The 24,655-nt window shown below is 55.4% G+C and carries 24 protein-coding genes and 3 tRNA genes; 9 read left to right on the top strand and 18 right to left on the bottom strand.

Going from position 1 to position 24,655, the window contains the following annotated elements; all coding sequences use genetic code 11:
• Positions 1–17: 17 nt before the first annotated feature.
• From BR41_RS11070 to folD, 3 genes are read right to left on the bottom strand one after another with little or no spacing between them, the layout of a single operon-like run.
• Positions 18–809, bottom strand: a complete 792-nt coding sequence (locus BR41_RS11070) for an RnfABCDGE type electron transport complex subunit B (RefSeq protein ID WP_051710730.1) — start codon at positions 807–809, stop codon at positions 18–20.
• The gene (locus BR41_RS11065) at positions 809–1,828 is read right to left on the bottom strand and encodes a quinone-dependent dihydroorotate dehydrogenase (RefSeq protein WP_035056254.1); all 1,020 of its coding nucleotides are present in this window, start codon (positions 1,826–1,828) and stop codon (positions 809–811) included. Before BR41_RS11065 ends, BR41_RS11070 begins: the two co-directional genes overlap by 1 nt.
• A gap of 3 nt (positions 1,829–1,831) precedes the next feature.
• The gene (folD, locus tag BR41_RS11060) at positions 1,832–2,686 is read right to left on the bottom strand and encodes a bifunctional methylenetetrahydrofolate dehydrogenase/methenyltetrahydrofolate cyclohydrolase FolD (protein WP_035056252.1); all 855 of its coding nucleotides are present in this window, start codon (positions 2,684–2,686) and stop codon (positions 1,832–1,834) included.
• A gap of 123 nt (positions 2,687–2,809) precedes the next feature.
• On the opposite strand from folD, the gene BR41_RS11055 reads away from it, so the two are divergent.
• The 4 genes from BR41_RS11055 to BR41_RS11040 all read left to right on the top strand — a co-directional run bounded on the left by BR41_RS11055 (position 2,810) and on the right by BR41_RS11040 (position 4,770).
• Positions 2,810–2,886, top strand: a tRNA-Pro gene (locus tag BR41_RS11055).
• A gap of 41 nt (positions 2,887–2,927) precedes the next feature.
• Positions 2,928–3,004 (top strand) — tRNA-Arg (locus tag BR41_RS11050).
• A 79-nt stretch (positions 3,005–3,083) separates the two neighbouring features.
• Positions 3,084–3,159: transfer RNA gene (locus BR41_RS11045), tRNA-His, on the top strand.
• Positions 3,160–3,282: 123 nt separating this feature from the next.
• Entirely contained in the window at positions 3,283–4,770 is a 1,488-nt protein-coding gene (locus BR41_RS11040) for a DUF6538 domain-containing protein (protein ID WP_035056250.1), read from the top strand.
• A gap of 158 nt (positions 4,771–4,928) precedes the next feature.
• Here BR41_RS11040 and BR41_RS11035 read toward each other — a convergent pair whose 3' ends face one another.
• Both BR41_RS11035 and BR41_RS11030 read right to left on the bottom strand, forming a co-directional pair.
• On the bottom strand, positions 4,929–6,416 hold the full coding sequence (locus BR41_RS11035; protein ID WP_156970658.1) for a hypothetical protein: 1,488 nt from the start codon (positions 6,414–6,416) through the stop codon (positions 4,929–4,931).
• A gap of 16 nt (positions 6,417–6,432) precedes the next feature.
• On the bottom strand, positions 6,433–6,828 hold the full coding sequence (locus tag BR41_RS11030) for a plasmid mobilization protein (RefSeq protein ID WP_035056245.1): 396 nt from the start codon (positions 6,826–6,828) through the stop codon (positions 6,433–6,435).
• A 451-nt stretch (positions 6,829–7,279) separates the two neighbouring features.
• Between BR41_RS11030 and BR41_RS11025 the strand changes: the two genes are divergently transcribed.
• Positions 7,280–7,504: a hypothetical protein gene (locus tag BR41_RS11025; protein ID WP_035056243.1), complete on the top strand. Its 225-nt coding sequence runs from the start codon at positions 7,280–7,282 to the stop codon at positions 7,502–7,504.
• Entirely contained in the window at positions 7,501–7,698 is a 198-nt protein-coding gene (locus BR41_RS11020; protein WP_035056241.1) for a hypothetical protein, read from the top strand. Before BR41_RS11025 ends, BR41_RS11020 begins: the two co-directional genes overlap by 4 nt.
• Positions 7,699–8,802: 1,104 nt before the next feature.
• Here BR41_RS11020 and BR41_RS11015 read toward each other — a convergent pair.
• On the bottom strand, positions 8,803–9,243 hold the full coding sequence (locus tag BR41_RS11015) for a hypothetical protein (RefSeq protein ID WP_156970657.1): 441 nt from the start codon (positions 9,241–9,243) through the stop codon (positions 8,803–8,805).
• A gap of 101 nt (positions 9,244–9,344) precedes the next feature.
• On the opposite strand from BR41_RS11015, the gene BR41_RS23590 reads away from it, so the two are divergent.
• Complete coding sequence (locus tag BR41_RS23590) at positions 9,345–9,611, top strand: helix-turn-helix domain-containing protein (RefSeq protein ID WP_084187043.1); 267 nt, start codon at positions 9,345–9,347, stop codon at positions 9,609–9,611.
• A gap of 54 nt (positions 9,612–9,665) precedes the next feature.
• Here BR41_RS23590 and BR41_RS11010 read toward each other — a convergent pair whose 3' ends face one another.
• From BR41_RS11010 to BR41_RS22925, 3 genes are read right to left on the bottom strand one after another with little or no spacing between them, the layout of a single operon-like run.
• On the bottom strand, positions 9,666–10,088 hold the full coding sequence (locus BR41_RS11010; protein ID WP_035056237.1) for a hypothetical protein: 423 nt from the start codon (positions 10,086–10,088) through the stop codon (positions 9,666–9,668).
• Positions 10,089–10,099: 11 nt separating this feature from the next.
• Complete coding sequence (locus BR41_RS24175) at positions 10,100–10,747, bottom strand: RHS repeat-associated core domain-containing protein (RefSeq protein ID WP_156970656.1); 648 nt, start codon at positions 10,745–10,747, stop codon at positions 10,100–10,102.
• Positions 10,748–10,774: 27 nt separating this feature from the next.
• Positions 10,775–11,761: a transglutaminase family protein gene (locus BR41_RS22925; RefSeq protein ID WP_156970655.1), complete on the bottom strand. Its 987-nt coding sequence runs from the start codon at positions 11,759–11,761 to the stop codon at positions 10,775–10,777.
• A 782-nt stretch (positions 11,762–12,543) separates the two neighbouring features.
• On the opposite strand from BR41_RS22925, the gene BR41_RS11000 reads away from it, so the two are divergent.
• Positions 12,544–13,716, top strand: a complete 1,173-nt coding sequence (locus BR41_RS11000) for a GGDEF domain-containing protein (RefSeq protein ID WP_211251722.1) — start codon at positions 12,544–12,546, stop codon at positions 13,714–13,716.
• Between the two features lie 107 nt (positions 13,717–13,823).
• Here BR41_RS11000 and BR41_RS10995 read toward each other — a convergent pair whose 3' ends face one another.
• From BR41_RS10995 to BR41_RS10985, 3 genes are all read right to left on the bottom strand, one after another.
• Positions 13,824–15,041 (bottom strand): alginate lyase family protein, encoded by a 1,218-nt coding sequence (locus BR41_RS10995; RefSeq protein ID WP_084187041.1) that lies wholly within the window; start codon positions 15,039–15,041, stop codon positions 13,824–13,826.
• A gap of 175 nt (positions 15,042–15,216) precedes the next feature.
• A complete protein-coding gene (locus BR41_RS10990) occupies positions 15,217–15,870 on the bottom strand; it encodes a glutathione S-transferase family protein (protein ID WP_035056235.1) in 654 nt (217 codons plus the stop codon).
• Between the two features lie 223 nt (positions 15,871–16,093).
• The gene (locus BR41_RS10985; protein ID WP_035056233.1) at positions 16,094–16,609 is read right to left on the bottom strand and encodes a DUF1993 domain-containing protein; all 516 of its coding nucleotides are present in this window, start codon (positions 16,607–16,609) and stop codon (positions 16,094–16,096) included.
• 116 nt (positions 16,610–16,725) lie between these two features.
• Between BR41_RS10985 and BR41_RS10980 the strand changes: the two genes are divergently transcribed.
• Positions 16,726–17,622, top strand: coding sequence for a LysR family transcriptional regulator (locus tag BR41_RS10980; protein WP_035056232.1), 897 nt, complete (start codon positions 16,726–16,728; stop codon positions 17,620–17,622).
• Positions 17,623–17,652: 30 nt separating this feature from the next.
• Here the strand turns inward: BR41_RS10980 and BR41_RS10975 are convergent, their stop codons facing one another.
• From BR41_RS10975 to BR41_RS10950, 6 genes are all read right to left on the bottom strand, one after another.
• On the bottom strand, positions 17,653–18,090 hold the full coding sequence (locus BR41_RS10975) for a response regulator (protein WP_035056230.1): 438 nt from the start codon (positions 18,088–18,090) through the stop codon (positions 17,653–17,655).
• Positions 18,087–21,089 carry an ATP-binding protein gene (locus BR41_RS10970; RefSeq protein WP_051710726.1) on the bottom strand — a complete coding sequence of 1,001 codons (3,003 nt, stop codon included), beginning with the start codon at positions 21,087–21,089 and terminating at the stop codon, positions 18,087–18,089. Before BR41_RS10970 ends, BR41_RS10975 begins: the two co-directional genes overlap by 4 nt.
• A gap of 495 nt (positions 21,090–21,584) precedes the next feature.
• A complete protein-coding gene (gene fabV / locus BR41_RS10965; RefSeq protein ID WP_035056228.1) occupies positions 21,585–22,775 on the bottom strand; it encodes an enoyl-ACP reductase FabV in 1,191 nt (396 codons plus the stop codon).
• 159 nt (positions 22,776–22,934) lie between these two features.
• A complete protein-coding gene (locus BR41_RS10960; protein WP_035056226.1) occupies positions 22,935–23,639 on the bottom strand; it encodes a formylglycine-generating enzyme family protein in 705 nt (234 codons plus the stop codon).
• Between the two features lie 225 nt (positions 23,640–23,864).
• On the bottom strand, positions 23,865–24,335 hold the full coding sequence (locus tag BR41_RS10955; protein ID WP_035056224.1) for an SRPBCC family protein: 471 nt from the start codon (positions 24,333–24,335) through the stop codon (positions 23,865–23,867).
• Positions 24,322–24,651, bottom strand: coding sequence for an ArsR/SmtB family transcription factor (locus tag BR41_RS10950; RefSeq protein WP_035056222.1), 330 nt, complete (start codon positions 24,649–24,651; stop codon positions 24,322–24,324). The genes BR41_RS10955 and BR41_RS10950 overlap by 14 nt, the downstream gene beginning before the upstream one ends.
• Positions 24,652–24,655 lie beyond the last annotated feature (4 nt).

The raw sequence follows: 24,655 nt of genomic DNA, 5'->3' as shown, positions 1-24,655 counted from the left end.
GCTCTCCAGCCTGCCGCTCAGCGCTTCCGCAACGCCGTAGCCCGCGCAATTGCCGCCGCGATGCGCGCCTGTTTCAATACTTCGGCATCGTCTTGAATGGGGTCGGCTGCTGGTTGGTCTGGAGCTGGCTCATCAGCCGGCGATACCTCACCCCGCTTCGCACTCGCCCGCGCCATCGCCGCGCGAATCTTCTCCGCACGTAGCGCCTCATCAGAACCAGGCGCTTGCTGTGCTGCCGCCAGTTTGGTTACTGCCTTCTGCGCCAGTCGTTCGTGCCGTTCGCGCTGTTCGCGATCCAGCCGGAATTGGTGGAACTGATAGCGACCACGCGCGTGGCTGCGTTCCGGCTCGACGAGTCGTGATAAAGCCACCGGCTGCAACACGACCATATCGATGCAATCCACCGGACAGGGCGCAACGCACAGCGCGCAGCCGGTGCATTCGGCATTGATGACGGTATGCATCTGTTTGGCCGCGCCGAAGATCGCATCGACCGGGCACGCCTGAATGCACAGCGTACAGCCGATGCAGCACTCTTCATCGATCACTGCCAGCTCACGGGGCTGTTCGATGCCGTGCTCGGCGGATAACGGCAAGATCGGCAGCTTTAGCAGCGCCGCCAGTTCAACGATGCCGGCAGCACCGCCCGGCGGGCACTGATTCAACGGCACCGTGCCGGCAGCCAGCGCCTCGGCATACGGCCGGCAGCCGTCGAAACCACATTGACGACACTGCGTTTGCGGCAGGATGGCATCGATCTGGTCGACGAGATCGGAGGCCCCGGATGCCACGGTCGCAGTAGCGTTCATTAACGGCTCGCCAAGGTTTCCACGCAGTCGCTGACGATCTGCGGGCCGCGATAGATCAGGCCGCTGTACACCTGTACCAGTTCAGCACCGGCCTGAATTTTCTCCAGCGCGTGTTCGCCTTCGAAGATGCCGCCGATACCGATCACTGGTAACGCGCCATCGAGCGCTTCGGCCAGTTCGCGGATCACATGGGTGGATTTGGCGCGCACCGGTGAGCCGGAGAGGCCGCCAGCTTCGCTGCCATTCTTGAGATGCCCGACGCCCACGCGAGACAGCGTAGTGTTGGTGGCAATGACCGCATCGATCTCGTTGGCGATCAGCCGGTCGGCGATTTCTTGCACCTGATGTGCATCGAGATCCGGTGCAATCTTGAGTGCCAGCGGCACATAGCGGCCGTGCTTGTCCGCCAGTGCGGCTTGCTTGTGCTTGAGCGCAGCCAGTAGCTGATTCAGCTCGTCCGCCTGTTGCAGCTGGCGCAGGTTCTTGGTGTTGGGCGACGAGATGTTCACCGTCACGTAGCTGGCGTATTCGTAGACTTTTTCCAGCCCGATCAGGTAGTCGTCGGTGGCTTTCTCGATGGGTGTATCGGCGTTCTTGCCGATGTTGATGCCCAGCACGCCTTTGTACTGCGCGCGCTTTACATTTTCGACTAGTGCATCGACGCCATCGTTATTGAAGCCCATGCGGTTGATGATGCCTTCCGCTTCCGGCAGGCGAAACATGCGCGGCTTGGGATTGCCCGGTTGCGGGCGCGGCGTGACGGTGCCGATTTCGATAAAGCCGAAGCCGAAATCAGCCAGCGTATCGAGGTGATCGCCGTTCTTGTCCAGCCCGGCGGCGAGGCCCACCGGATTGGGGAAATCGATGCCCATCACCCGTACCGGCAGCGGTTCGACATGCGGCATGAACACGCGCAGAAAGCCCATGTCATGCAGGAAGTCCGCTGTACGGAAGGTGAGGGTGTGTGCGCGCTCGGCATCGAGCGAGAACAGGAGCGGACGAATCAAACCGTAGGTCATGGATTACTTGCCCCGCTTTTCGCAGGCGTCGATGGTGTTCTGCATCAGCGTGGCGACCGTCATCAGGCCGACACCACCCGGCACCGGGGTAATCCAGCTGGCGCGTTGCCTGGCGGCTTCGAATTCCACGTCGCCGCACAGCTTGCCGGTGTCCAGACGGTTGATGCCGACGTCGATCACGATCGCGCCTTCCTTGATCCAGTCACCCTTCACGAAATTGGGGATGCCCACACCGGCCACGACCACATCCGCGCCGCGTACTTTCTCGGCCAGATCCTTGGTTTTGCTATGGCAGATAGTGACGGTGGCGCGTGCCAGCAGCAGCTCCAGCGCTTGCGGGCGGCCGACGATATTGGAAGCACCCACCACCACGGCATCCTTGCCGACCAGATCGATGCCGGTCTTTTCCAGCAAGGTCATGACGCCACGCGGGGTGCACGGGCGCAGCAGCGGCATCTTGAGTGCCAGCCGGCCGATGTTGTACGGGTGGAAGCCATCGACATCCTTGGCCGGATTGATCAGCTCGATGATCTTGTCGCCATCCAGATGCTTGGGCAGCGGCAACTGCACCAGGATGCCATCGACATCGTCATCCTCATTGAGCTTGTTCACCAGATGCAACAGCTCGGCTTCACTGGTCGTTTCCGGCAGATCGTAGGCAATCGAGGTGATACCGGCGTTTTCGCACTGGCGTTTCTTGTTGCCGACATACACTTGCGAGGCCGGATCGCTGCCGACCAGCACTACGGCCAGTGCCGGTGCACGCTTGCCGGCGCCCTTGCGGGCATCCACGCGGGCGCGCACTTCTGCAATGATTTCTTGGGAAATGGCTTTGCCGTCAAGGATCTGGGCGGTCATCGGGGGCTCCGGGCGGGCGAATGCAAAGCGCGCATTCTCGCATTTTTCAGCGCATCCGCTCAATTCCACCGTACTAGCCGCTTGACGCATCGCAAGTGCTGCTGATACATTCCTGCCTCTGTTCGGGGCGTAGCGCAGCCTGGTAGCGCATCTGCTTTGGGAGCAGAGGGTCGTGAGTTCGAATCCCACCGCCCCGACCAGTACCCAGATTTTTAGCTCCAGATGTATCAGCTTGGACCGGGCGCTCGTAGCTCAACCGGATAGAGCAACGGCCTTCTAAGCCGTAGGTTACAGGTTCGATTCCTGTCGGGCGCGCCAGCAAAGGCCGCCGTAAAAATCGAAATAAGTTTCAGCATGGTTTCAACTGCACGTGCAAACGGGCAGTACCGTTTTTGTGGTGGCTGTAGCTCAGTTGGTAGAGTCCAGGATTGTGATTCCTGTTGTCGTGGGTTCGAGCCCCATCAGCCACCCCAAGTTTCAAAAGTCGTTGAAGATCAACGACTTGGATCACTGAAAAGCTGATCGGTCTAGCACCAAGTCTTGCACTTGGTCTAGCACTTCCAAGGTTGCATGTAGGTTCCACCCCACGGAACTTCATGCGAAATACCTACCAAGACAGGAACGGAACTTTTTACCTCCGTCTCCTTGTTCCCAAGGTTCTTCTTCCTCATGTGACCCGCTCCAAGGTCGTCCAGAGTCTTCGCACCAAAGACCGGCGGCAGGCATACTTCCGTTCAATGGAAGCCAGCTTGGCCTTTGAGAAATGGATTCGGGACATGAAGAACAAATTTGGCATTGGCGACGACAACAGGGAGCTTATCGTCAGTCTTCCCAATGGGGCCAAGATTGAATTTGACTTGGAGAAGGCCACCGAGAAGGATGCCTATGAGTCCCTTATGGGAACCATTGCGGCAGTGCCTCAAAACGGCCCCCAGATCGTAGAACAGGTGCGGGAGGCTACTCCCCTGCCTCGTGTGCCTGCATGGGCCACCAGAGCTCGTTTGATTGATATTTTTGAGTCCTACAAGCTGGCAAAGGCCAAGACCTTTGCCCAAGCGACTCAAGATGGCTACTTCCCCCGGATTCAGAAGTTCATGGACTTCTATCGGGCCAAAGGAATCGTCTTCATTGACGAAATCAGGAAAACCCATGCCAGTGATTACCGCGATGAAGTTACTCGGTTGCAGGAAAGCCCTCTGACGATTGATAACTACACCAAGACTCTGAAAGGATTTTTTGATTTCGCGATCAGTGTTGGCAAGTATTCCTTTGAGAACCCTTTTGCCAATATGCACCTTGTCAAGAAGTCCGAGCGGGCCAAGCATACAGACTCATGGATTCCCTACACCAAGGATGAAATCCAGCGGCTTTTTGTGGGGAATTATGAAGCCTACTGCAAGAGGTTCAATAAGCCTGACCTGTTTTTTTCTCCCCTCATTTCATTGACAACAGGTATGCGGGTTGATGAGATTGCCCAGCTTTATGTCAGTGATATTTATCAAGAAAATGAGGTGTGGGTTTTTGATATTAATGACAATGGGGACGATAAAGAAGTCAAGACCCCTTCGTCTATCCGAAAAATGCCTTTTACAAGTCAGTTGCTTCAAACGAATTTCTTGGACTACTTCCATATGGTCAAGGAAAAATATGGGGAGACGTCTTTGCTGTTCCCCTATCTGACCAAGACCGCTTCAAATGGCTATGCCAAGAATATTTCCTACAATTGGACTCAATACAAGCAAAAGCTGATTACTGTGGATGAGTCGCAGAAGGTCTTCCATAGTTTGCGGAAGAATGTAGGGGCGGCAATGGTGGATCTCTTGATTGACATTGCATTGCGAAAACGGATTCTTGGTCATAGTATGGATGGGGACATTACCCATACTGTCTACGGTGCGGAATTCTCTTTGGAGAATATTCGCAGCCTACTGGAAAAAATGGACTGGGGAATTGATTTCTCCAAGTTTCAATTCAAGTTCAAGAATGAAAATGTGCTTGTGGGGTGGGTCAATTCCAAAGCAATCAAAGCTCGCAAGAAGGCCCTAAAAGATGCTTTGATAGAGAAGACCAGCAAGAAGAAATGAAGGAATAAGCTGTCTTCTTGAATATTCCAGAAGGACCCGACGAAGCGGTCCTTTTTGCCCACGGCACCTGTCTGCAACGATTGGTGCTTTTTTCATGCCTGCTTTATTTCTGTGAATGATCCATTCACGGAAATGAAGTAGGAGCCACCGGCAGGGAATTAGATTTTTAGCCTGCTGGCTGTGTTGCTGTTCTTGTGACGGTTGGCATACTGGTTGATTAGCTCGGCTTCTGCTGCTTGTTCCTGCTCTGCCTTCAAGACGGCAATTTGCTGCTCTAGCCATGCAATCTTCTGCCTGAGTAGCTGAATCTTCTTCATATCGGACAGCTTGTAATGATTTAAGCTGCCAATCTGTAATTCCAAATTCAACTTTGAAAATAATATCTGGTGAATTTGAACGGAAATCAATGCAGCTCTTGAGCTAGCGGCAGTCTGACTAAATGCGGCAATGGCGGGCTTGTGGTTGTGCTGGGCCTGTTTTTTGTCATTGGACTTCGCCACGATTGGATCAGCAGGTTGGGCGGCTTCCTGTTTCTTGTTGTCCAGCTTCTCAAATGTTTCCTGCTTCTTCAATGACTGTTCGTTTTCTTGCCTGACTTCGGCCAACATTTCCTTCATTTTTTGCATTGGGTCAGGTTCTTGACCTTGGGGCTGCTGCTGTTTAGGCTGTTGTGCTGATTTTGGAGGGGCAGACTTTTTTGCTTTCATGGACTTTGGGCCAAAGGTGCGAACCTTCTTCTCCTTCTGCTGATATTGCTTTTTGAAATACTCAAGGCGGGACTGCTTCAAGCGGTCAATTTTTTCCTTGTTCTGCTTGAACTGCTCTTGAGTTAAATCCTTGGGCTGCTGCTTGGATTGCTGGTATTCCTTGGACTTCTCTTTCAGTTCCTTGTAGTCTGCCCCTTCTTCAAAAACTGGGCCTTTCAAGCGAATGGCCTTGGCTTCACCTTCTGGCTTGAAGGAAATGTAATCGGTGCCGACTCTGGTTATATCGCCATGCTCTTTGAGCAAGTCAATAATATTCTGACGGCTCTTAATCTCGTCATGCTCAATAGCTGACTTAAAAATATCCTCCAAGTTGTCGCTGATTTCTCTGTGTGACTTAGCTTGCTGGCAGATTTCGGCAGTGGCTTCTTTGAGTGGCAGAATTTTTTGTTCAAACTTTGAGCGAGAAATTTTCAGCGGGTCAGTTACGACCTGGTCGTAGCCAAGTTGCTGATTAGTGTTCTGAACCCAAGCATCATTGAACTCATGTTGAAGGGTGCCGGGTGGAAAAGGGTTTAATTGCTTTCCTGTAGTTAGCTCGGTGGTGGCAAGAAAATAGTTCAGTTCAAGATTGCCCTTGTCCCAATGAGCAACCCATGCGATCGCATAGTTCTTGTCTTTCTCAAGACCTGGAAGGAAGGTAGCTTCAAAGTCCCTCATAACGGCCTTCTGCTGGGCCAGGGTAGGCTTTTCTGTGTCACGGAAGGCTAAGACCCCAGTTGCATACTTGTGGGCTCTGGTGGTCATGTTGGCAATCTTGGCAACATTGTTGGGATCACCGTCCAGAATTTCAGGCATGACAGAGCGAGGCTTGCCAGTGTGGTCTTTGTCACTCAAAAGATAGTCGGCGGCTTTTTGGGGAGCTCCTTTGCCATGTTTCATTCGGACATGGAGCATTTCATTCCCCGTCGTTCAGATTGGAAATCTTCTCAAGCTCAATCCTGATTTTCTCCATTTCGGCGATCAAGGTCTTGGCAGTAATGAAGTCATATTTTGAGTTCAACTGCTTGGCAAGCTGGTTGAAGTTGGAGCCAATTTTGCCAAGAGCACCTTGCACCTTGAGACGATCAAGTCCGGTCTGCTTCTTCTGGTTGAGATGAATTTCTATCTTGTCCTCGTCACCAAAAATACAAGCACGAGCATAACGGGCCATTGAATTGTGCTTGCCTGATTTGTGCCATTGGGCCACAAGGGCCTCATATTCAATCTCTGAAAGTCTGATTTCAAATCGTGTGTCTCGCTTGAATTGGTGATCGTCGTTTGTTCTTCCGGGGTGTGTTTTTGCTGTTGCCATTTTTCTTCTCCGTGTTGTTCTTATAAGGGTTCTAGGGCAGAGCCCTAGCAAGGTATTTTTCCAGAAACGAGGCTATGAAATAGCCGAAAGTTTCGTCTGGAAAAATTGGCCTTGCTTTCTTATGCTTTTATCTTACAAAATGAAAATGGAATGTCCACGATCCGGGGTGAAGTTCGATAGCGGAGACAGGTATTCATTGAGGTTTTCTTCTGTGATTTACTTAAGAATAATGGCAATGAATACAAATTTCTTGCTGAAGCTCCTGCCTCAATGGAAAGCATGAGCACTCATATTCGTCAATGTTGAATACAGGTGTTCGCCTTCGTGCAATAGATAGTTTTCACGATACGAAGCGAGCAAGACCGTGAATACAGGTGTTCAAGTCGATAGCAAGACTGACTTGATTTTGTCTCACCGTTTGTTATCTCTTGAATATATTTAAGGAGAAAAAATGGAGAGAACCAATGTATTTTTTGAGGCCAATGACCTCAACCGATTGAAAGAAATTGCCGCTGACAATGAGCAAAGTTTGGCTTGGGTCATTCGCAAGGTGGTCAGTGGCTTTGTTAAGTTCGTGGACGAAAAGCAGCTACCAACCTCCACCGTTGCGGAAGTGAATGCGGCAGTCACCGAAGTGGACCAGGCTTGGGCTGACTTCCTGGGAGAGTTAAAATGAGCTTATTTCCAGAGAAAAAATATCAGAAGGAATGTGCCGACCTCTGTCAAGAGTTTGACCAGACCCATAAGGATAAGCCTGACATGAGCGAGGAAGAAAAATTCCAGGTGCTGAATGAGTTCACCGACAGAATGACTCAACTTATGCTTTCATACCGATATGAAAAAATCCAAGCAGAGAGATCACGAAAGTGAATGGCAAGCTCTTCTTGCTTCTAATACGAAAAAAAGCCAGTCAATGACTGGCTTTGTTGTTTGTGCGGTGGAAATTTTCGCCGCTGCCAATTTATTCTTCTTCTGTTGTTTGTGGAGATAAATTCTCTTTGCTTGAGTGGTGTTTGTCTACTTTGCTTGTGTACTATTTATTAATTATGCTTATAAAGAGTACCTAGGCTTTGCTTTTTTCTAAAGAAAAAAGGCAAAGCCTTACCCTGGCGACTTGGAAAAAGTCGTGGAGCTTTTGCCTTTTTCATTCTCTTGAAAAGAGGCCCTTGCAAGCAGTTAGCTACTTGCCCGAATCTTGGTTTCTTTCTGCCAATCTAACAGCAGGGTGCAGGGTATCCAAGACGTTCCTTTCGGAACTAAGCCTAAACCTGTATTGCTCGCACCGCCCAACATCTTGCTTCAACAGGTCGGTTTGAATAACCTGCTGCCAGTAGCTTTGAAAGAAGCTCCCCTATCCTTGGATAAGGGCATTTGTGCTATTGGGCTCGTTCGTTTGGCTGGGTGGTAGCTTCTTACCTGCTACCGTTCGGACTTATCTTATGCCGTATCGCTGTAATTTTGCCAAACTACTTCACTCTAATGAGCCATGCTATTTTCGTCACACAAATGACTGACTGAATACTTTCAGGTGATGAAGATTGCTTGTTGTGTGGGCCACATGGTTCTTCATGGTTGCTATTGATGCCCTAATCACTCAAGTTCTGCTTTTGTTCTTCGCTGTATGGTGCAACCATGAACAAGCATTCTCTACCTTCCTGACTTCTTCCTAGGTTGACCGATACTGAGGCACGGGTCTTATGATTACTCTTGCTGCCCGCTGACATATAACACTTCAACCTATCTTTCTAGGGCATAAAAAATGCCCTTGTTTCACCGACAAGAGCAATCATTAGAATCTGGTTATTGACAATTTCAATAAATCAAATATGATTAATTCTGTGTTGGTAGTATACCTATAAGATAATTTGAAAGAATGTCAAGAGGTATGCTGTTAGAAACCGGGTGGTGCCGAATCTAACGACAAAAAAGAAAAGCTAGTCTCAATGACTAGCCTTTTTGTTTGGTGAAGGTTTTCTATTTCGGAATAAATGCAAACCCGCATTCATTGCAATGGAAGCCTTTCGTATAAAGTGGCTCCCAAATCTTGTGATATTCCCTGTATTCCTTCCATTGCTTAAAGTCACGGCGAAGAATAAAGAGGAAGATCAACCAGACCCCAATGCTGGCATACCTGAATCCGACATCAGGTCCATGAGCTTGCAGCCAAGGTGTTGACCCCAATGCTGCAAGGCCGAGTACGACTGTAGGGGCAATAGTCGGCTTGTCTGGTTGACTGAATTTTGCAGCCAAACTTGTTTTGCTAATGCTCGTGGTAGTCCCAAGACCAACCCCCACCCCTCCTGTGCCGATACCCACCCCGGTAACGACACCGCTACTCATTGATGTTCCTGATTGAACAACCACACGAATAGCTTGAGTGTGATTGCCTCCGCATTTTGGACATTGAACGGCCATTGGCTCTCCATTGCTGATTGAAGGGTTTGCTGTACGGTGGCCTGCTCATATGTGAAGCAAACTCCGTAGATGCAAATGTATCAGATGGATAGCGTGGCGTCATGTCCGCTAAGCCCAAGCCACCAACAGAACTCCCAGCCCCTGACGATCTCCGTGGTGTGCTGGCCTTCAATGTGCGATTGCTGAGGGTGGGCAAGGGCTGGTCACAAGAGACCTTGGCCTTGGAATGTGGCCTGGACAGAACTTATGTGTCTGCCGTGGAGCGATCCCGGTGGAATGTGTCGCTATCTAACGTTGAGGCCCTTGCTCGTACGTTGGGCGTGCAGCCGTGGATACTTCTCAAGCCACCAGAAGAAGGGGCTGTGTAGCTGGTCAGCAATCTCTCGAATCGGCTGAGGGATAGTGTTTCGACGAATCTGCGGCTAAGTAACCTTATTGTTTTTTACTGCAATCCACCAAAAAACGGAGCTTGCTATTGAGCCACCAATTATGCCAATCAAGCCAAGACCCAGCGTATTCTTGAGCGTCGATAAAGCAAGATCGAGCCCAAACTGCAAATTCGAGAAAAAGGTAGGTATAAATAAAAGCCCGTAATATGCAACCCCAGTGAGCGCACCGAGAACTAAATAGGCGAGCAAGGAATATATCTTTTTGTAGAGCAGAACGAAATAAATCGGAATACCAAGGACGATTGCGGAACAATAACCAATTATGGCTAAAACATATGCCCCTTGCATGGCCTCTCTATGCCCGATAGTCAGAACTTGAGCAAGATACATTATCAGTGCTGGAATTCCTGGGGCCACCAAAAATCCCATAACCACTCTGGCGACATTTTTTTTCATCTTTCACGCCGTCACTTTGAGCATGAACATGCGTCAATAGCATTTTGTGTCAGGCCATACCAGACATTGTTGATGAATTTATCGCTTCCCGGCATGTACGGGTTTTGTGCTAAGCCCGTGCCTTCCCCAAAATTGTTGACGATATTGCCATTGCTGCCGGGAACAACGGTTCTCGCCACATAACCTGGAAATAGAGGGTGGTCTGGCATAGTGACATTCACTACAACAGGCACACCATTGGATGTCATTGAATAGCTGCGCACCGGACTGGAAGTCAGCCATGAGGCCCAAAGTGGGCTTGCGTCATTTTGTGTACCCGATGGGGTTGCAGGCTGTGGCGACCCCGGTGTCGGGTGATTTTGAATATATTGCTGCAAGCACCCTGAATCGGTCTTTCCAGCATTCACCCACTTATCGTAGTAGTGGTAATTTGAATCACCGGGTTGAATGTGATCGGGCCATTTTGGCGGGCGAGGGAAAGAAATCGTCGGTCCACCCGGAACATTACACGTAACGGTTCCGTTCGCTGCGGTGCATGCGAGTCCAGTCGGATCAATATTACCCAATGGATTCCCATTCACATAGGTTGCATTTGCCCCATTTAGCAGCCCCATAGACAGCGACACGCCGACGCACAGTTTTCTAACCAAATAATTCACAGTCTCATTCTCCTGAATATTCTTCCCTTATTGATCTTCGCCAGCCCTGGCACGCCGAATTCTTTCACGATAGGCCGCCTCCATCGCTGCAGTAGGTGCCTGAAAGCCAAGCTCCTTGGCCCTGTTTCCCCAATACCACCACCCCTTTTCGAGCTGCTCATACTGTGGCACCAGATACCCCGGTATGTCGGACGGGTGCGGATACTTGTCGATGAATAGTCTCTGCCGCAAACTCTTGTAGCCCAAATAGGCATTAATCATGGCGGTCATGTCTTTGGGAGAGTGATCAAGCAAAAGCAGGGCCAGCTTGATACGAGCCTCGTCTGCCTCGTTGCTGTGGCGGCTGTCATAGCTATCAAATAACGTCTCGGCGATGACGGCGGCAGTTTCCTTTTTGGTTAAAGGCTGCATGTAGATTCCGTTCGCGACTGCTTGCGGAGTCAATGTCGGAAATTGCGACATCTGCCAATCGTCTTCGGCCCATCCGCCTCCGCTCGTTGTTTCCACCCCGTACCAAAGTCCGTTGTCCCCACGGAATTTCACGTAGAGGTGAGCCGGTGCCGTCGTGATTGTGACGGGGATGTCCAGCTTCTGCCCAAGGATGACGAACAGCAGGGGCATTGAAACGCAGTTGCCTCTGTGCGTGGCCAGATAGACCGACAGCAATTTCGCCTTGGGATTGCGGTCGTCTTCAAAGTTGTAGAGGAACGGTTGCCTGCCGCTAAGCGGTGGCGGTCGGTACAGGTAATCACGCAAGACCTTGAATTTGACTAGATTGCTGGCACCGAGCGGAAAGGACGCCTTGATTTCCGCAGCCATATCGTCAATCTGCTTGCGTACTGCGGCTTGGTTGCTCTCAGGATCGATCATGTGGTCGATGACCAGCTTTGCCCTTGCCAAGTCGATTTTGTCGTCTGGTGCCTCCAAGATCGCCCGGATTGTACGAAGATTGGCGTGATCTACGGCTGGTGCGACATCCAATGCTTGGGCCGACGAAATGACTGCAACAGTCACGAGGACGGCACAAAGTACTACCCTGGCGAGGATTCGGGTAGGCGATGAGACAGCTATCTTCAATCTGTAGCACTCCGAAGCATGTACGCACTGTCAAGTGTACTATGCCCACGCCATACCAGACAGCATTATGACGTGTTTGTGCCAGCACATAGCCCAAGGCTTCCATGCCGTTTATGTCGTATTTCGTAAGGTTTGGTTGGCAATGAGAGCGGCTAACCCAATATGAATTTGCAAAAAAATTTATCTTATTGATTTGTAAGATAAATTTTCCAAATTCGGATTGGAGTCACCAGAAGTATTGGCACTGTGAGGAGAACGCTTGAGAGGCAGCCTTTATGACCACCAAGCGGGGGCCTTGAAGGCAGGACGGCGAACTGATGGCCTGTGCTTGGCTGGCCTCGGTGGGCAGAGTACGTTAACCTTGGTCTAGCACTTGCTGATGTAACTGGTCTAGCACTTTTTAGTGCATTTTTCGTCCAGATGACATGAGAAATTCTTTGTAAATCAACAGCCTAGATGCAATCTGGATTTTCCCCCATCAGCCACCCCAGTATCTAAAAAGCCCTTGAGCATTCAAGGGCTTTTTTCATTTCCGGGGTTTCCCTTGGTCGTCCCGGCAAAATCTTTCTGTCGAGCCTTGCCTCGTCATCTGACACTATCTCCCCTGTTCCTGAATGAAATGCTGACATTCAGCCCTGCGGTATTTCCGGTCTGTTTCTATCATTGCGACAATGACGCGTTAAACTTCGGTAATCCGGCGTGTAACTGATTATTTACCTGTGACCTTTCTCGATCCCCGCACCATTCTCGTGATGTCCTCGTCGATGTACGCGGCGATGAGCATTGTCCTGTTTTCCGCCAAACAGAATTTCCCGCTCGGTATCAAGGGCATCGGCTATTGGGCCTTGGGTACATTGATGTTCATGGTGGCGGGCATTCTGTATGGCGCACGTGGCCTGGTGCCTGATTGGCTCTCGATTGCCTGCGCGAATCTGGTGATGTTCTGGGGTGTCGGTTTTCTATTGATTGGCACCCAGAAATTTTATGGTCGGCCGCCAACGTGGTGGTTATTCCATCTGGTATGGGGAATCGGGATTGCCAATGTGATCTGGTGGTGGCTGGTCACGCCCGATTCCATTTCACGCGTGATCGCAATCTCTTCTCTGTTGTTCGTGCTTTATTTTGCGCAATTCCTGTTAATCGCACGTTATGGCGAACGACATTTCTCTACCTATCTCTTCGGCCTGTTGATGTTGCTGCAATCGGCCGTGGTATTGATTAGAAGCGTGACCTGCCTGAAGTACGTCGGCACCAATCCTGGCGTGCTTGATGGCGGCGTATTCAATGTCTCGTATCTGGCTACATTCAGCGTGATGGCCCAGATGTTGACGGTGGGATTCATGACCGCGGCAACACGGCGTCTGCAAATCCTGCTGGAACAACGCTCCAATCTGGACCCGCTCACCGGTGTGCTCAATCGGCGCGGTTTTGCGGAAATCTACGCCAAGGAAAAAGCGCGCATGAAGCGCGATCTGCTGCCGCGAGCGCTCCTGAGTATCGATCTGGATTTCTTCAAATCGATCAATGACCATTTTGGCCATGCCATGGGTGATCGGGTGCTGATTCACGTTGCGAGCACGATTCGCGAGGCGTTGCGCGATACCGACTATGTGGCGCGTTTCGGTGGCGAGGAGTTCATCGCGCTGCTGCCGGATGCCACGGCCGAGCGGGCGCTGACCGTGGCTTCGCGTATTCAGGCCTCCGTGCGCGAAGCACGCCCGGATGATTTGCCGGCCTATACGATCAGCATCGGCATTGCCTGCCAGACCTCGCCCGAAGAAAATCTGGACAGCTTTTTATTGCGCGCCGATACCGCGTTGTATCGGGCCAAAGCGGCCGGTCGTGATCGGGTTGAAGTGAACGAGCCGGCGATACGGCTCGGGTTCTGTTGACGGGCTCTGTTGAAGGCATGGCAAGTCCTGACCCGGATTGAAAAAGCCCTTGAGTCGTCTCAAGGGCTTTTTCGCATTTCGCCGTCGCTCACCGATGCCAACAGCGGCTAGCGGGCCTGATGTTCCGCTTTTCGGGGTGGGTCCAGCGTGAAGGTCAGCGTCCCGTAGCCTAATTGATCAAAGCCACCGCTGTTCGGGCCGTAATTGCCGCCGCCGCCTTCGGGGCGCACCTGCTCCGCGAATGCCCGAATATTCGGCGCATCCAGCCCCTTGAGTACGGCGTAGTGGTTGTAGAACAGCTCCCACACCGGGCGGATATCGCCGCGGCTGGCGCTGGAAATCACATCCTGCGTCACGTCACTGTTGTGATACGGCGTATAGGGCACGTCGTTGCCGAGGTTGTACTTGGCGATGTATTCCATGCCGCGCAGTACCCGGTTGTCCTCGTAGCCGAACAGGTCATCCTTCTGGTTCCACGCCATCTGGCAAAAGACGCCCAGCAAGGCGACGTTGAGGACGTTGTGGCCTTGATCGCGCCCGCTTTCCTGGGTTTGCCCCAAGCCATCCAGGTAGAGCTTCCACACCAGATGATCGATCGCGCCGTTTCCCCCGCCGTGCTTGAAGTAATCGATGGCCTCGGCGTAGATGTCGCGCCGGTCGGTCAGAATGCCGATCGCCAGCATGGAATCCATATTGGCCAGATCCCAGTTGGCCCAGTAGTGATCGATCTTCGCGCCGTTATGCCGGGTCAGGAAATCGTGGTTCATCGGGTAAAAGATGGTCAGCATCATCTGCTGGAAGCGCTGGAAATTCGGTGCCGGCCATTTGGCATAGCCACGCATGATCTCGGCGGCGTTGGCGAGCTGGTAGCCGTAGATGCCCGAGGCGAGGAAGCGGTCGGAGTTGCCGCCGACGGTGGTCAGCGTGGCGCCCCAGCCATCCAGAATACTGATGGCCTTGTCGGCATAAGCGTCGTCGCCGCTGACCTGCCAACGCAACGCCAATGCATAGGCAGCTGCCGCATCGTTGAAGAGCGTGGCGTAGTTCTCGCCGTGCGTGCCGTCCTTGCCGCGGTAGACCTCGGCCAAGGGGCGAGGCTTCCAGTTCAGTGAGGCGTGGTTGTTGCTAAGCAAGCGGTTCCAGCCATCGAGCCAAGGCTGTGCGCCTTGCGCAACGTGGCTTTTCATCCGGTCGAAATCAGCCTGCGTGTGAAGGGCACCGGGATGCACGAAGGAGTTTGCCTGCGCGGATGGCGTGAGCAGGATGGCCAACGCCGTCATGCCGACGACATGGCACAGCGTTTTGTGAAGCGTAGCGAAGTGCATGGGAGTCTCGTCGATGGCATGTGGCAAAAGGGCAAACCCGGCGCATTGCGCGGTGCAAGCCCTGCGCAATGCTGATCTGCGCCTCGCCAGTCTATTGACCGAGCTTGCTCTGGCAATAAGGCATTTGCTTGAGGGCCGCCCATGCGCCAAATGAACATCCGCCGCCGTGCCTGCTTTACCGCATCACCATCTTGTTCACTTCGCTCGTATCCCTGGGGGCGGATGGCGGCAGCAAGATGCCTTTTTGGCACGCCGGCCGCGCCGCCATGCGCGCCATCCAGGCTTGTAGATGATCCAGCCCATCGATCGGAATACCGCTCCAGTCGTGGATGCGCACCCACGGCCACGTTGCGATGTCGGCAATGCTGTATTCGTCGGCGAGGAATTCATGCGTGGCCAGATGACCGTTCAAGACCTCGAACAGCCGTCGCCCTTCGTGCTGATAGCGCTCGATGGCTGCGGGAATCTTCTCGGGGAAGTAGCGATAGAACACATTGGCCTGACCCATCATCGGGCCGACGCCGCCCATCTGGAACATCAGCCACTGCAATGCCTGCGAGCGTTTCTTGGGATCGGTTGGCAGCAATTTGCCGGTTTTCTCGGCCAGATAAATCAAGATCGCGCCGGATTCGAACACTGCAAAGTCGTCATTGTCATGATCGACAATCGCCGGAATACGGCCATTCGGATTGATCGCCAGGTACTCGGGGCGCTTTTGATCCAGTGCCGACAGATTGAGCGGAATCAACCGATAGGGCAGGCCAAGCTCTTCCAGTGCAATGCTGATTTTGTGGCCGTTGGGTGTGGCTGCGGTGTAGAGATCGATCATTGAATGCCTCCTGAAAATGCGTAGAACTGACAACGCGCCGGTTCGTGGTGTTACTTCCCCCTTTTTGAAGGGGGATTGAGGGGGATTTCGACTTCGCTGCAAATTGAGATGCCGCAGAAATCCCCCCTAGCCCCCTATGCCTGAACGAATCAAAGATTCGCACGGAACAAAAAGGGGGAACAACGGCGTTCGTTGCCATTTAGAAAAGATCGTGCACAGCCTCTCAAGACCACACATGAAACCCATCGAAATCACGCTTGCCAATCTCGACCCCCATATGGCGCAAGATGCCGTACGCGGTCGAGACATGAAAGAAGAAATTCGGCAGCGCGTAGTGCTGCAAAAAAGTCTGGCCGGATAAACACAGCACCGTGTGCCCGGCGGGCGAGTTGATCGTGCGTGTTTCGCTGCCGTTGATGCTGGCCGGCGAGAGCGTTTGCAGAAAGGCCGTCGTGCGGGCCAGTCGAGCTTGCAGGCCGGCAAAGCTGGTTTCGGCTGCGCCCTGATCGGGCTTCTCGAGCCCCGCCAATGCCGCGCAAGTGCGCAGCACGAAATCATCGGCGATTTGGATCTGGCTCAAAAACGGATGCATATCGGGCGCAAGTCGCGCCTGCAATATCGCCTGCGGATCGATTTTCGTCGCAACGACATGCGCCTCGGCCAGCTGAAGCAACGCCGTCAATTGCGCCAAATAGCGCGTGAAGACCGGAACCGACGATTCGTACATGGAGAGCGGCATAGCCTTGATCGATGAAGTGCTGAAAGTGCAGCGATTGTGCACGCGCTGGCCCGTGTTGATAATGCGGCGATAAATAGATTTACTTTCAATTCAAATTTGAAAATCGGCACCAGCAAATGTACAGCCTGACTGACCTGCAACTATTCCTGCGTGCCGCCGACACCGGCAACTTCAGCACGGCTGCCCGCCAGCTACAGATCACGCCCGCCGCCGCCAGCGCGGCCATCAAGCGGCTGGAGCAAGCGCTGGAAGCGCGGCTGTTCGAGCGTTCGACCCGCTCACTCCGCCTCACCGCCGAAGGCGCGCTGTTCCGGGACTACTGCGAGCGCGCGCTCGGTATCCTGACCGATGGCGAGGCGCAGATCAGGGTCGGGCGTGCCGGCTTGGCGGGCGATATCCATCTGGCTGCGCCGTCTGATCTGGCCCGATCCGTCCTTACCCCCTGGCTGGACGAGTTTCTGCGCCTGCATCCGCAAGTGCGCGTGGTGCTGCACGTATCCGATGCCCTGCACGACTTGCTGCGCGATACCGTCGATCTCGCGCTCCGCTACGGCGAATTGCAGGATTCCCGCCTGGTGGCGCGCCGGCTGTGCGATAGCCGGCAGATCGCTTGTGCCTCCCCGGCCTATCTACAAAAGCATGGCACGCCGCTGACCCCGAGCGATCTGGAACACCACAACTGTCTGAGCTTTTACACCGGTGGCAGACAGAACACCGCGTGGACGTTTTATGAGGGCAAGAAAGCCATCGTCGTGAATGTGCGCGGTGATCGTTGTGCCGACGACAGCGCCATCGTGCGGCAATGGGCGATCGAAGGGGCGGGGGTCGTCTACAAGTCGAGCCTGGACGTGGCCCACGATATTGAACAGCAGCGGCTGGTTCCGCTGCTGGAGAACTACCAGGGCGAGGCCGCGCTGCTGAATGTGGTGTATCCGGGTGCCCGATATCTGCCGCTGCGGGTACGTCGCTTGCTGGACTTCCTGATCGGGAAGTTTGAGGTGGCGGCGTCGTGAATCGTCAGGGGGGAGGAGGTGCCAAGGGGATCAGCCCGGTGGTGCAATGTCTGCTTTCAACCAATCCTGTTCGATCTGGGCGATGGTGCCGCGAGACTCTTTAAACCCTCTGGGCTTCTTGATATAGCCGTTGGCGCCCAGCCGATAGGCTTCGCGCTCATCTGACTCGTCGTCAGATGAACTCAGGATCACCACCGGCAGCGTCCGCGTGCGTTCATCGGCCCGCAGGCGCGCCAGCACCTCGAACCCGCCGAGCCTTGGCATGTTCAGATCAAGCAGCACCAGCCGCGGCAGGGCATTGCCCGTGCGCTCGGGCTGCGTCGCGTCGCCAAACAGGAAATCCAGCACTTCCACACCGTCGCGCACGACCCGGATGGTCGCCTCCGACTTGTTGGCCTCAAGGGCGTAAACGAAGAGCTCCGCCGTCGTGGGGTTGTCTTCAGCCAGCAGGATGTCTGGTGTGCTCATGGCTGGGCGGGAAGGGGGGCGGGAAGGCTGAAGAAAAAGGTGGCGCCATGCCCGGGAGATGACTCCGCCCACACGCGACCGCCGTGGCGCTCGACCACCCGCCGCACCGTCGCCAGCCCGATCCCCGTGCCCGGAAATTCGTCTTGCTGGTGCAGCCGCTGGAAGGGCTGAAACAGCTTGTTGGCATAACTCATGTCGAACCCGGCGCCGTTGTCGCGCACGAAAAATACCGCGCCGCCATCGCGCTGCTCTGTGCCAACGGTGATGGCCGGCACGGCGGTCTTGCCGGTGAACTTCCAGGCATTGCCGAGCAGATTTTCCAGCAGCACGCGTAACAACCGGCTGTCTGCGGCGGCGGCAAGTCCGTTCTGGATCACGAGGCTCACGCTGCGTGCCGGGTCCCGGCGTTTGAGTTCCTCGCAGACCACCTGAGCCAGACCCGAAACGTCGACCGGATTGCGGACGAGGTCGGCACTGGCCACCCGCGCCAGTTGCAGCAAATCGTCGATCAACTCGCCCATCCGCACAGCAGAGGCGCGAATCTTGTTCAGGAAATTTTGCCCGCTGGCATCGAGTTGCTCCGCGCACTGCTCTTGCAGCATTTCGCTGAAGCCATCGATGGCCAGCAGCGGCGCGCGCAAGTCATGCGAGACCGAATAGCTGAACGCTTTCAGCTCCTCGTTGGCCCGCACCAGCTCGGCATTCAGCTCGTTGCGCGCCTGCGCCATGCTGAGGTGGGTGCGAACGCGGGCGAGCAGTTCCTGCGAGGTGAACGGCTTGGCGAGATAGTCGTCCGCGCCGGCAGAGAGCCCTTCGAGCGAGGCTTCCTGCCCCGCCCGCGCTGAAAGCAAAATCACCGGCAGCGTGCGTGTCTCGGGGTTTTCGCGCAGGGCGCGCAACAGGCCCAGACCATCGAGGTTGGGCATCATCACGTCGCTCAGCACTAGATCTGGTTTTCTCGCCTGAATGGCGGCCAGCGCTTCGCGCCCATCGGCTACGGCCTGCACGTCGTAATGCGGCGCAAGCAGGCTGACGAGGAAGTTGCGCAAGTCGCCGTTATCGTCGGCGACTAGCAAGCGGGTGCTGCTCTTTGTCGTTGTCGAGGCGACGGCGGGCGTCTCGTAGGGCAGCCATTGCAGCGCGTCGTCCAGATAGGCCGCCACGTTCCGCGTGACTGCTGCGACGTCGGCGGATTCGAACACGTGTTCCGGTGGCAGGTGCTCGCGTCCGCCGGGCAAGGTGATCGTGAATTCGGTGCCTTTGCCGGGGTCGCTGGCGACGTGGATTTCGCCACCATGCAGCTTGACGAGTTCGTTCACCAGCGCCAGACCGATGCCGGTGCCCTCGTGCGTGCGTGAGCGGGCGCCTTCCACGCGGTAAAACCGCTGGAACAGCCGGGACTGTTCGGCTTGCGGAATGCCCGTGCCGCTATCTTTTACCGTCAGGCGTGCGCCGCCCGGCGTCGCGGCGACCTGCACGTTCACGCCGCCCTCGAAGGTGAACTTGAGCGCGTTCGAGAGCAGATTCATGACGATCTTCTCCCACATGTCGCGATCCACATAGATCGGGGCCGGCAGGGACGAACAATTCACCGTGAAGGACAAGCCCGCTTTTTCCAGCGCCGAGCGGAAAGCGCTCGCCAGATCGGCGGTATAGCGAGCGAGATCGGTCGGCGCAAAGCGTGCGGAGTGCCGGCCCGCATCCATGCGCGAGAAGTCGAGCAGCGTGTTCACCAGTCGCAGCATGCGGAGTGCATTGCGCTGCATCTGCACCAGCCGCTCGCGGGTTTCGGGTGCAAGGGCGGGGTCGGACAGCAGCACCTCCAGCGGCCCGAGCAGCAGCGTGAGCGGGGTTCTGAACTCGTGGCTGATGTTGGAAAAGAACGCCGTCTTGGATCGATCGAGTTCGGCCAGTTTCTCGGCCCGCTGCCGCTCCTGTTCGGTGGCGTGGGCGTTGGCAATGATGGTGGTGACTTGATCGGCGGTGGCGTGAAAGAACCGCTGATAGCGGTCATCAAAGGTGCGGTGCGGGCTGATGCCCAAGACCAGCACAGCGGAAGGCGTTGCTTGGCCGGCATGCAGCAGTGGCAGCAGGATCGCGCGTTCGGGGCGTGCGCCCCAGCGGCCGGTCGGTAACGGCCCGAAGCGTGCGGTGAGGTCGTCGATGACCAATTCGTGCCCACTGCGGATCACCTCGGCAAGCGGCCAGCTTGTGGCGCTTGTGTCTTCGGCAAGTGACAGATGGGTGGGGGCGGCAGGGCTGGCTTCTTCTTGCCAGCCGCCCGCGCCGACGCGTGATGCGCCATCCGCCTTCTCGTTCAGGACGTACAGCAGAACAAACGGAATATCCAGCTCGTTGGCAGCTAAGACCTCGGTGGCGATGCGATAGGCTTCATCCTTGGATTTCGCCTCTGCGGCACGGGCTGCCAGATCGTGCAGCATGCGGATTTGCCGCTCGCTCTGCACCTTGACGGTTGTTTCCTGCACGGTGTTGAGCAGGCCACCGACCCGCCCGTCGTCCCCAGGCACGGGGCTGTATGAAAACGTGAAATACGTTTCCTCCAGCATGCTGCCGCTATTGATGAAGAGCTGCAGGTCTTCCGTCCATGTCGCAGGCCCGCCTTCCTGCACGCTTCTGGCCATCGGGCCGGCCACGTCCCAGACCTCGGCCCAGATTTGCGCGGCCGGGGCGGCGAGGGATGCGGGGTGTTTGTCGCGCAGGATCGGGCGATAGGCATCGTTATACAGATGCAGCAGATCGGGGCCCCACCACAGCAGCATGGGGAAGCGGCTGCCGAGCACCACGCCCAACATGGTTTTGAGGCTGCGCGGCCAGGATTCGACCGGGCCGAGCTTCGTTTGGGCCCAATCCATCTCGCGCATGATCGCGCCCATCTCGCCGCCGCCGGCAAACAGGCGCTGCGCGGATAGGCCAGAGGAGGCGGCATCCGGCGGGAGCATGGCCTCGGATTCGTCGCCAACCCGCCCCTCGTCTGTCATCTTTTTCCCCTTTTTTCATCGTGGACGAGACGTGCAAGACGTCGTGTTGCTCCCACGACAATCATGATTGGCCGACGCGTGAAGACGCGCCTGAACGACCCGATTACGCATGTTGCCGGCAGCGATGATTCTTGCCGGTTTAATAACCACGTCAGTCATTGTTGGCAGAGTGGTCAGCGGTGTCGAGGACTGGGCGCCAGAATCCGGTAACGCTTCCGCCGAACGGCAGTTTGTGGGGGCACTTCCGCTGCGGGAGCAACGCGGCCTTAGAGGTTGTTCAAAGTCTCGCAAACCACCAACTTGAAGCGCCTCAAGGTTTTACTTCCCCCTTCTCGAAGGGGGACTGAGGGGGATTTCGACGTCATTGCAAGTTGAGATGGCGCAGAAATCCCCCTTAGCCCCCATACCTGAACGAATCAAAAGATTCGCACGGCACAAAAAAGGGGGATGGCAACGTAACTCGTTGCCAAAAAAGACTTTGAACAGGCTCTATGCCTAGCCAAGGCTGGGGACTGGCACGTCGGGATTCACGTCCGCTTCGTAATCCACCCCATCGATGCCAAAGCCAAACAGGCGCAGGAATTCCGCCTTGTAGCCGGCAAAGTCGGTGAGCTCATAGATATTGTCGTTGGTCACCTGGCCCCAAAGCTGCTGCACGCCGGCCTGGACTTCCGGATCGAGTTCCTTGTAATCCGCACGCAGACGGCCTTCGTCATCCATCAGTGGTGCCGCGCCGTACAGGCTGTCCTTGTAGAGGCCGTAGACCTGCTCGATACAGCCTTCGTGCGTGCCCTTTGCTTTCATCACCTTGAACAGCAGCGACAGGTACAGCGGCATGATCGGAATGGCGGAGCTGGCTTGGGTGACCACCGCCTTCAATACCGAGACCCGCGCATCGCCGCCTTTGCTGGCCAGCTTCTCGCGAATGCCGAGTACCTTTTGATCGAGATCCTTCTTGGCCGCGCCGATCGAGCCGTTCCAGTAGAGATCATGCGTGATCTTTTCGCCCAGATAGGTGAAGGCGGTCGTCTTCGCGCCATCGGCCAGCACGCCGGCATCCAGCAGCGCATCGATCCACATCTGCCAGTCTTCACCACCCATCACCGCCACGGTGTTGTCGACTTCGGCTTGCGTGGCCGGCTCCAGCACCGTTTCTTTGACGATTTCCTGATCGGTATCGATGCCACGCAAGTGGACGGCCTTGCCCACCGGTTTCAGCGTCGACGTGAACACCTCGCCGGTCTTGGGATGCGTGCGCCGTGGCGACGCCAGGCTGTAGACCACCAGATCGACCTGACCGAGATCACGCTTGATGACATCGATGGTCTGCTGCTTGATCGCGTCAGAGAACGCATCGCCATTGATGCTCTTCGCGTACAAGCCCTTGGCGGTGGCAAATTTCTCGAACGCGGCGGTGTTGTACCAGCCGGCGGTGCCGGGTTTGGTCTCGCTGCCGGGGCGCTCGAAAAACACCCCCAGCGTATCGGCACCGGCGCCGAAAGCAGCGGTGATCCGGGCTGCCAGACCGTAGCCAGTTGATGCGCCAATCACCAATACGCGCTTGGGGCCGTCCGCAAAGGGGTCGCTCGCGGCGACATATTCGATCTGTTCCTTGACGTTGGCTTCGCAGCCAGCAGGGTGGGTGGTCACGCAAATGAAGCCACGCACGCGCGGTTTGATGATCATGAAGATTCCTTGAGTGGGCTGCCCGGAGGATTAAGACGACTGGGGGCGCGAAAACTTTGCGCATTGTAAACGAGGTGGCCGACCTCAAGCGGCCCGTGCCGTAGTACCCACGTTGGGCTTCGCTGCGCTCAACACCAACCTACGGACTTAGGTGCTGGATCACCCGCGATTGATGCCCGGCGATCTGGCCACCCGAAAGCCGAGATCATCAATGGCAAAGGTCGGATGACTGCGGCGTCGATTGGTCGCAAGGCAGCCTCTTTCGGCATCAGACCAACCGCCACCACGGAATACGCGATACGACCCATAGACCGCCGGATCGTATTGATCGGCACACCATTCCCAAACGTTGCCCAGCATGTCGTAAAGCCCCCAGGCATTGGCTTGCTTCTGACCGACATCCTGCGGGTGCCCACCGGCGTTTTCTGCATACCAGGCGATATCGCCGAGTTCGCCATATCTTGGGCCATGAGTGCCGGCGCGGCAGGCGTATTCCCATTCCGCTTCGGTGGGCAGGCGATAGCCGTCGCTGCCGGGAATCAGAGTGGCGCCCGTTCCGTCTGCATGGATTTCGTAGCAGACGAGCAGGCCAGCCGTCTTCGATAGCATGTTGCAGAACCGAGCGGCATCAAGCCAGGACACGCTCTCTACCGGGCATTGCGCGGCGACAGCGGCCGATGGCCATTGACCGGTCACCGCTGCATATTGCGCCTGCGTAACCGGATAGCGGCCAATGGCAAAGCATTGTATTTCGACGCTCCATTGACGGCCCGTTCTATCGTCCCGCAATGCGATGCTGCCTGCGGGAATCTCTACGGTCTGCATATCAAGGGGCACAGCAAGCGTTTCAGACAGGTGTTCCATGTTCTCCACAACGATGAAAACTGCCCGTGGCGAGCAACGCTGCAAATCGGGTCGGTGAGTGGGCTGGGGACATTGATGCCCAACATACGTAAGAGCCTGTTTACGATCTTTTTAGCGACGATGCCGGGTGTATTCCCCCTTCCGCGAAGGGGGGATAAAAGCTGCACCTCAATACATGGAAAAGATCGTAAACAGGCTCTGAGATAAGTATGTCGGGCATCCGGCTCAGCTTGCCACGGGCGAGCCAGGAAGCGCGTGACCGCTTTCGAGCAGCGTCTTGAGGTTCGAAAGCACGATCGGCCAGCCGCCCGATATGCCTTTTAGCATCTCCGGGTCGCGTTCAAGGTCTGCATGCGTGACCATCAAACGGACGAGCCCGTCGCTATAGGGCTCGATATCGAACGTAACCCGCGAATGTTTCGCTTCGTCCTCGACCTCCGTCGGCCGGGCCCACGTGATGACCAGGCGGCTTGGCGGCGTGGTCTCGACCACCTTACCGAGGATATCGACCGTGCCGTCGAGGCGTTGGTGCTCCCACCGAGAGCCAGGCTGCCAGTCCGACACGTTCACCCGTGCGCAGCCCCCTTTCGGGTCGGCCCAATACTGGCGTGCCAGCGCCGGGTCGATCAGGGCCTGCCACACTTTCTCCGGCGTCGTTGCGATGTAGGTCACGTACACGAAATCAGGTTTTGTCATTGTCATCACCTTCCAATCTCTGTTTGAGGTTGTGCAACGCATCGAGGCGGCCGTGTTCGAACTTTTCGATCCAGCGCGTGTAAATCTCGTGCAGCGGCACAGGGTTCAGGTAGTGGAGCTTTTCCCGGCCTTGCCAAACGATGGCGACGAGGTTGGCTTCTTCGAGTTGTTGCAAGTGCTGGGTCACGGCCTGGCGTGACATATCCATGTGCTCGCAGAGCGCCGTGAGCGTCTGGCCGCTCTCGCTATGCAGCTGGTCAAGCAGGCGCCTGCGCGTTGGGTCCGCCAGCGCCTTGAAGACTTTGTCGATGTCCAAGAGT

It is taken from the genome of Andreprevotia chitinilytica DSM 18519, assembly GCF_000711875.1.
GTDB lineage: Bacteria > Pseudomonadota > Gammaproteobacteria > Burkholderiales > Chitinibacteraceae > Andreprevotia > Andreprevotia chitinilytica.
Note: the sequence above shows the minus strand (reverse complement) of the source record. Positions and strands in the feature narration are given on the sequence as shown.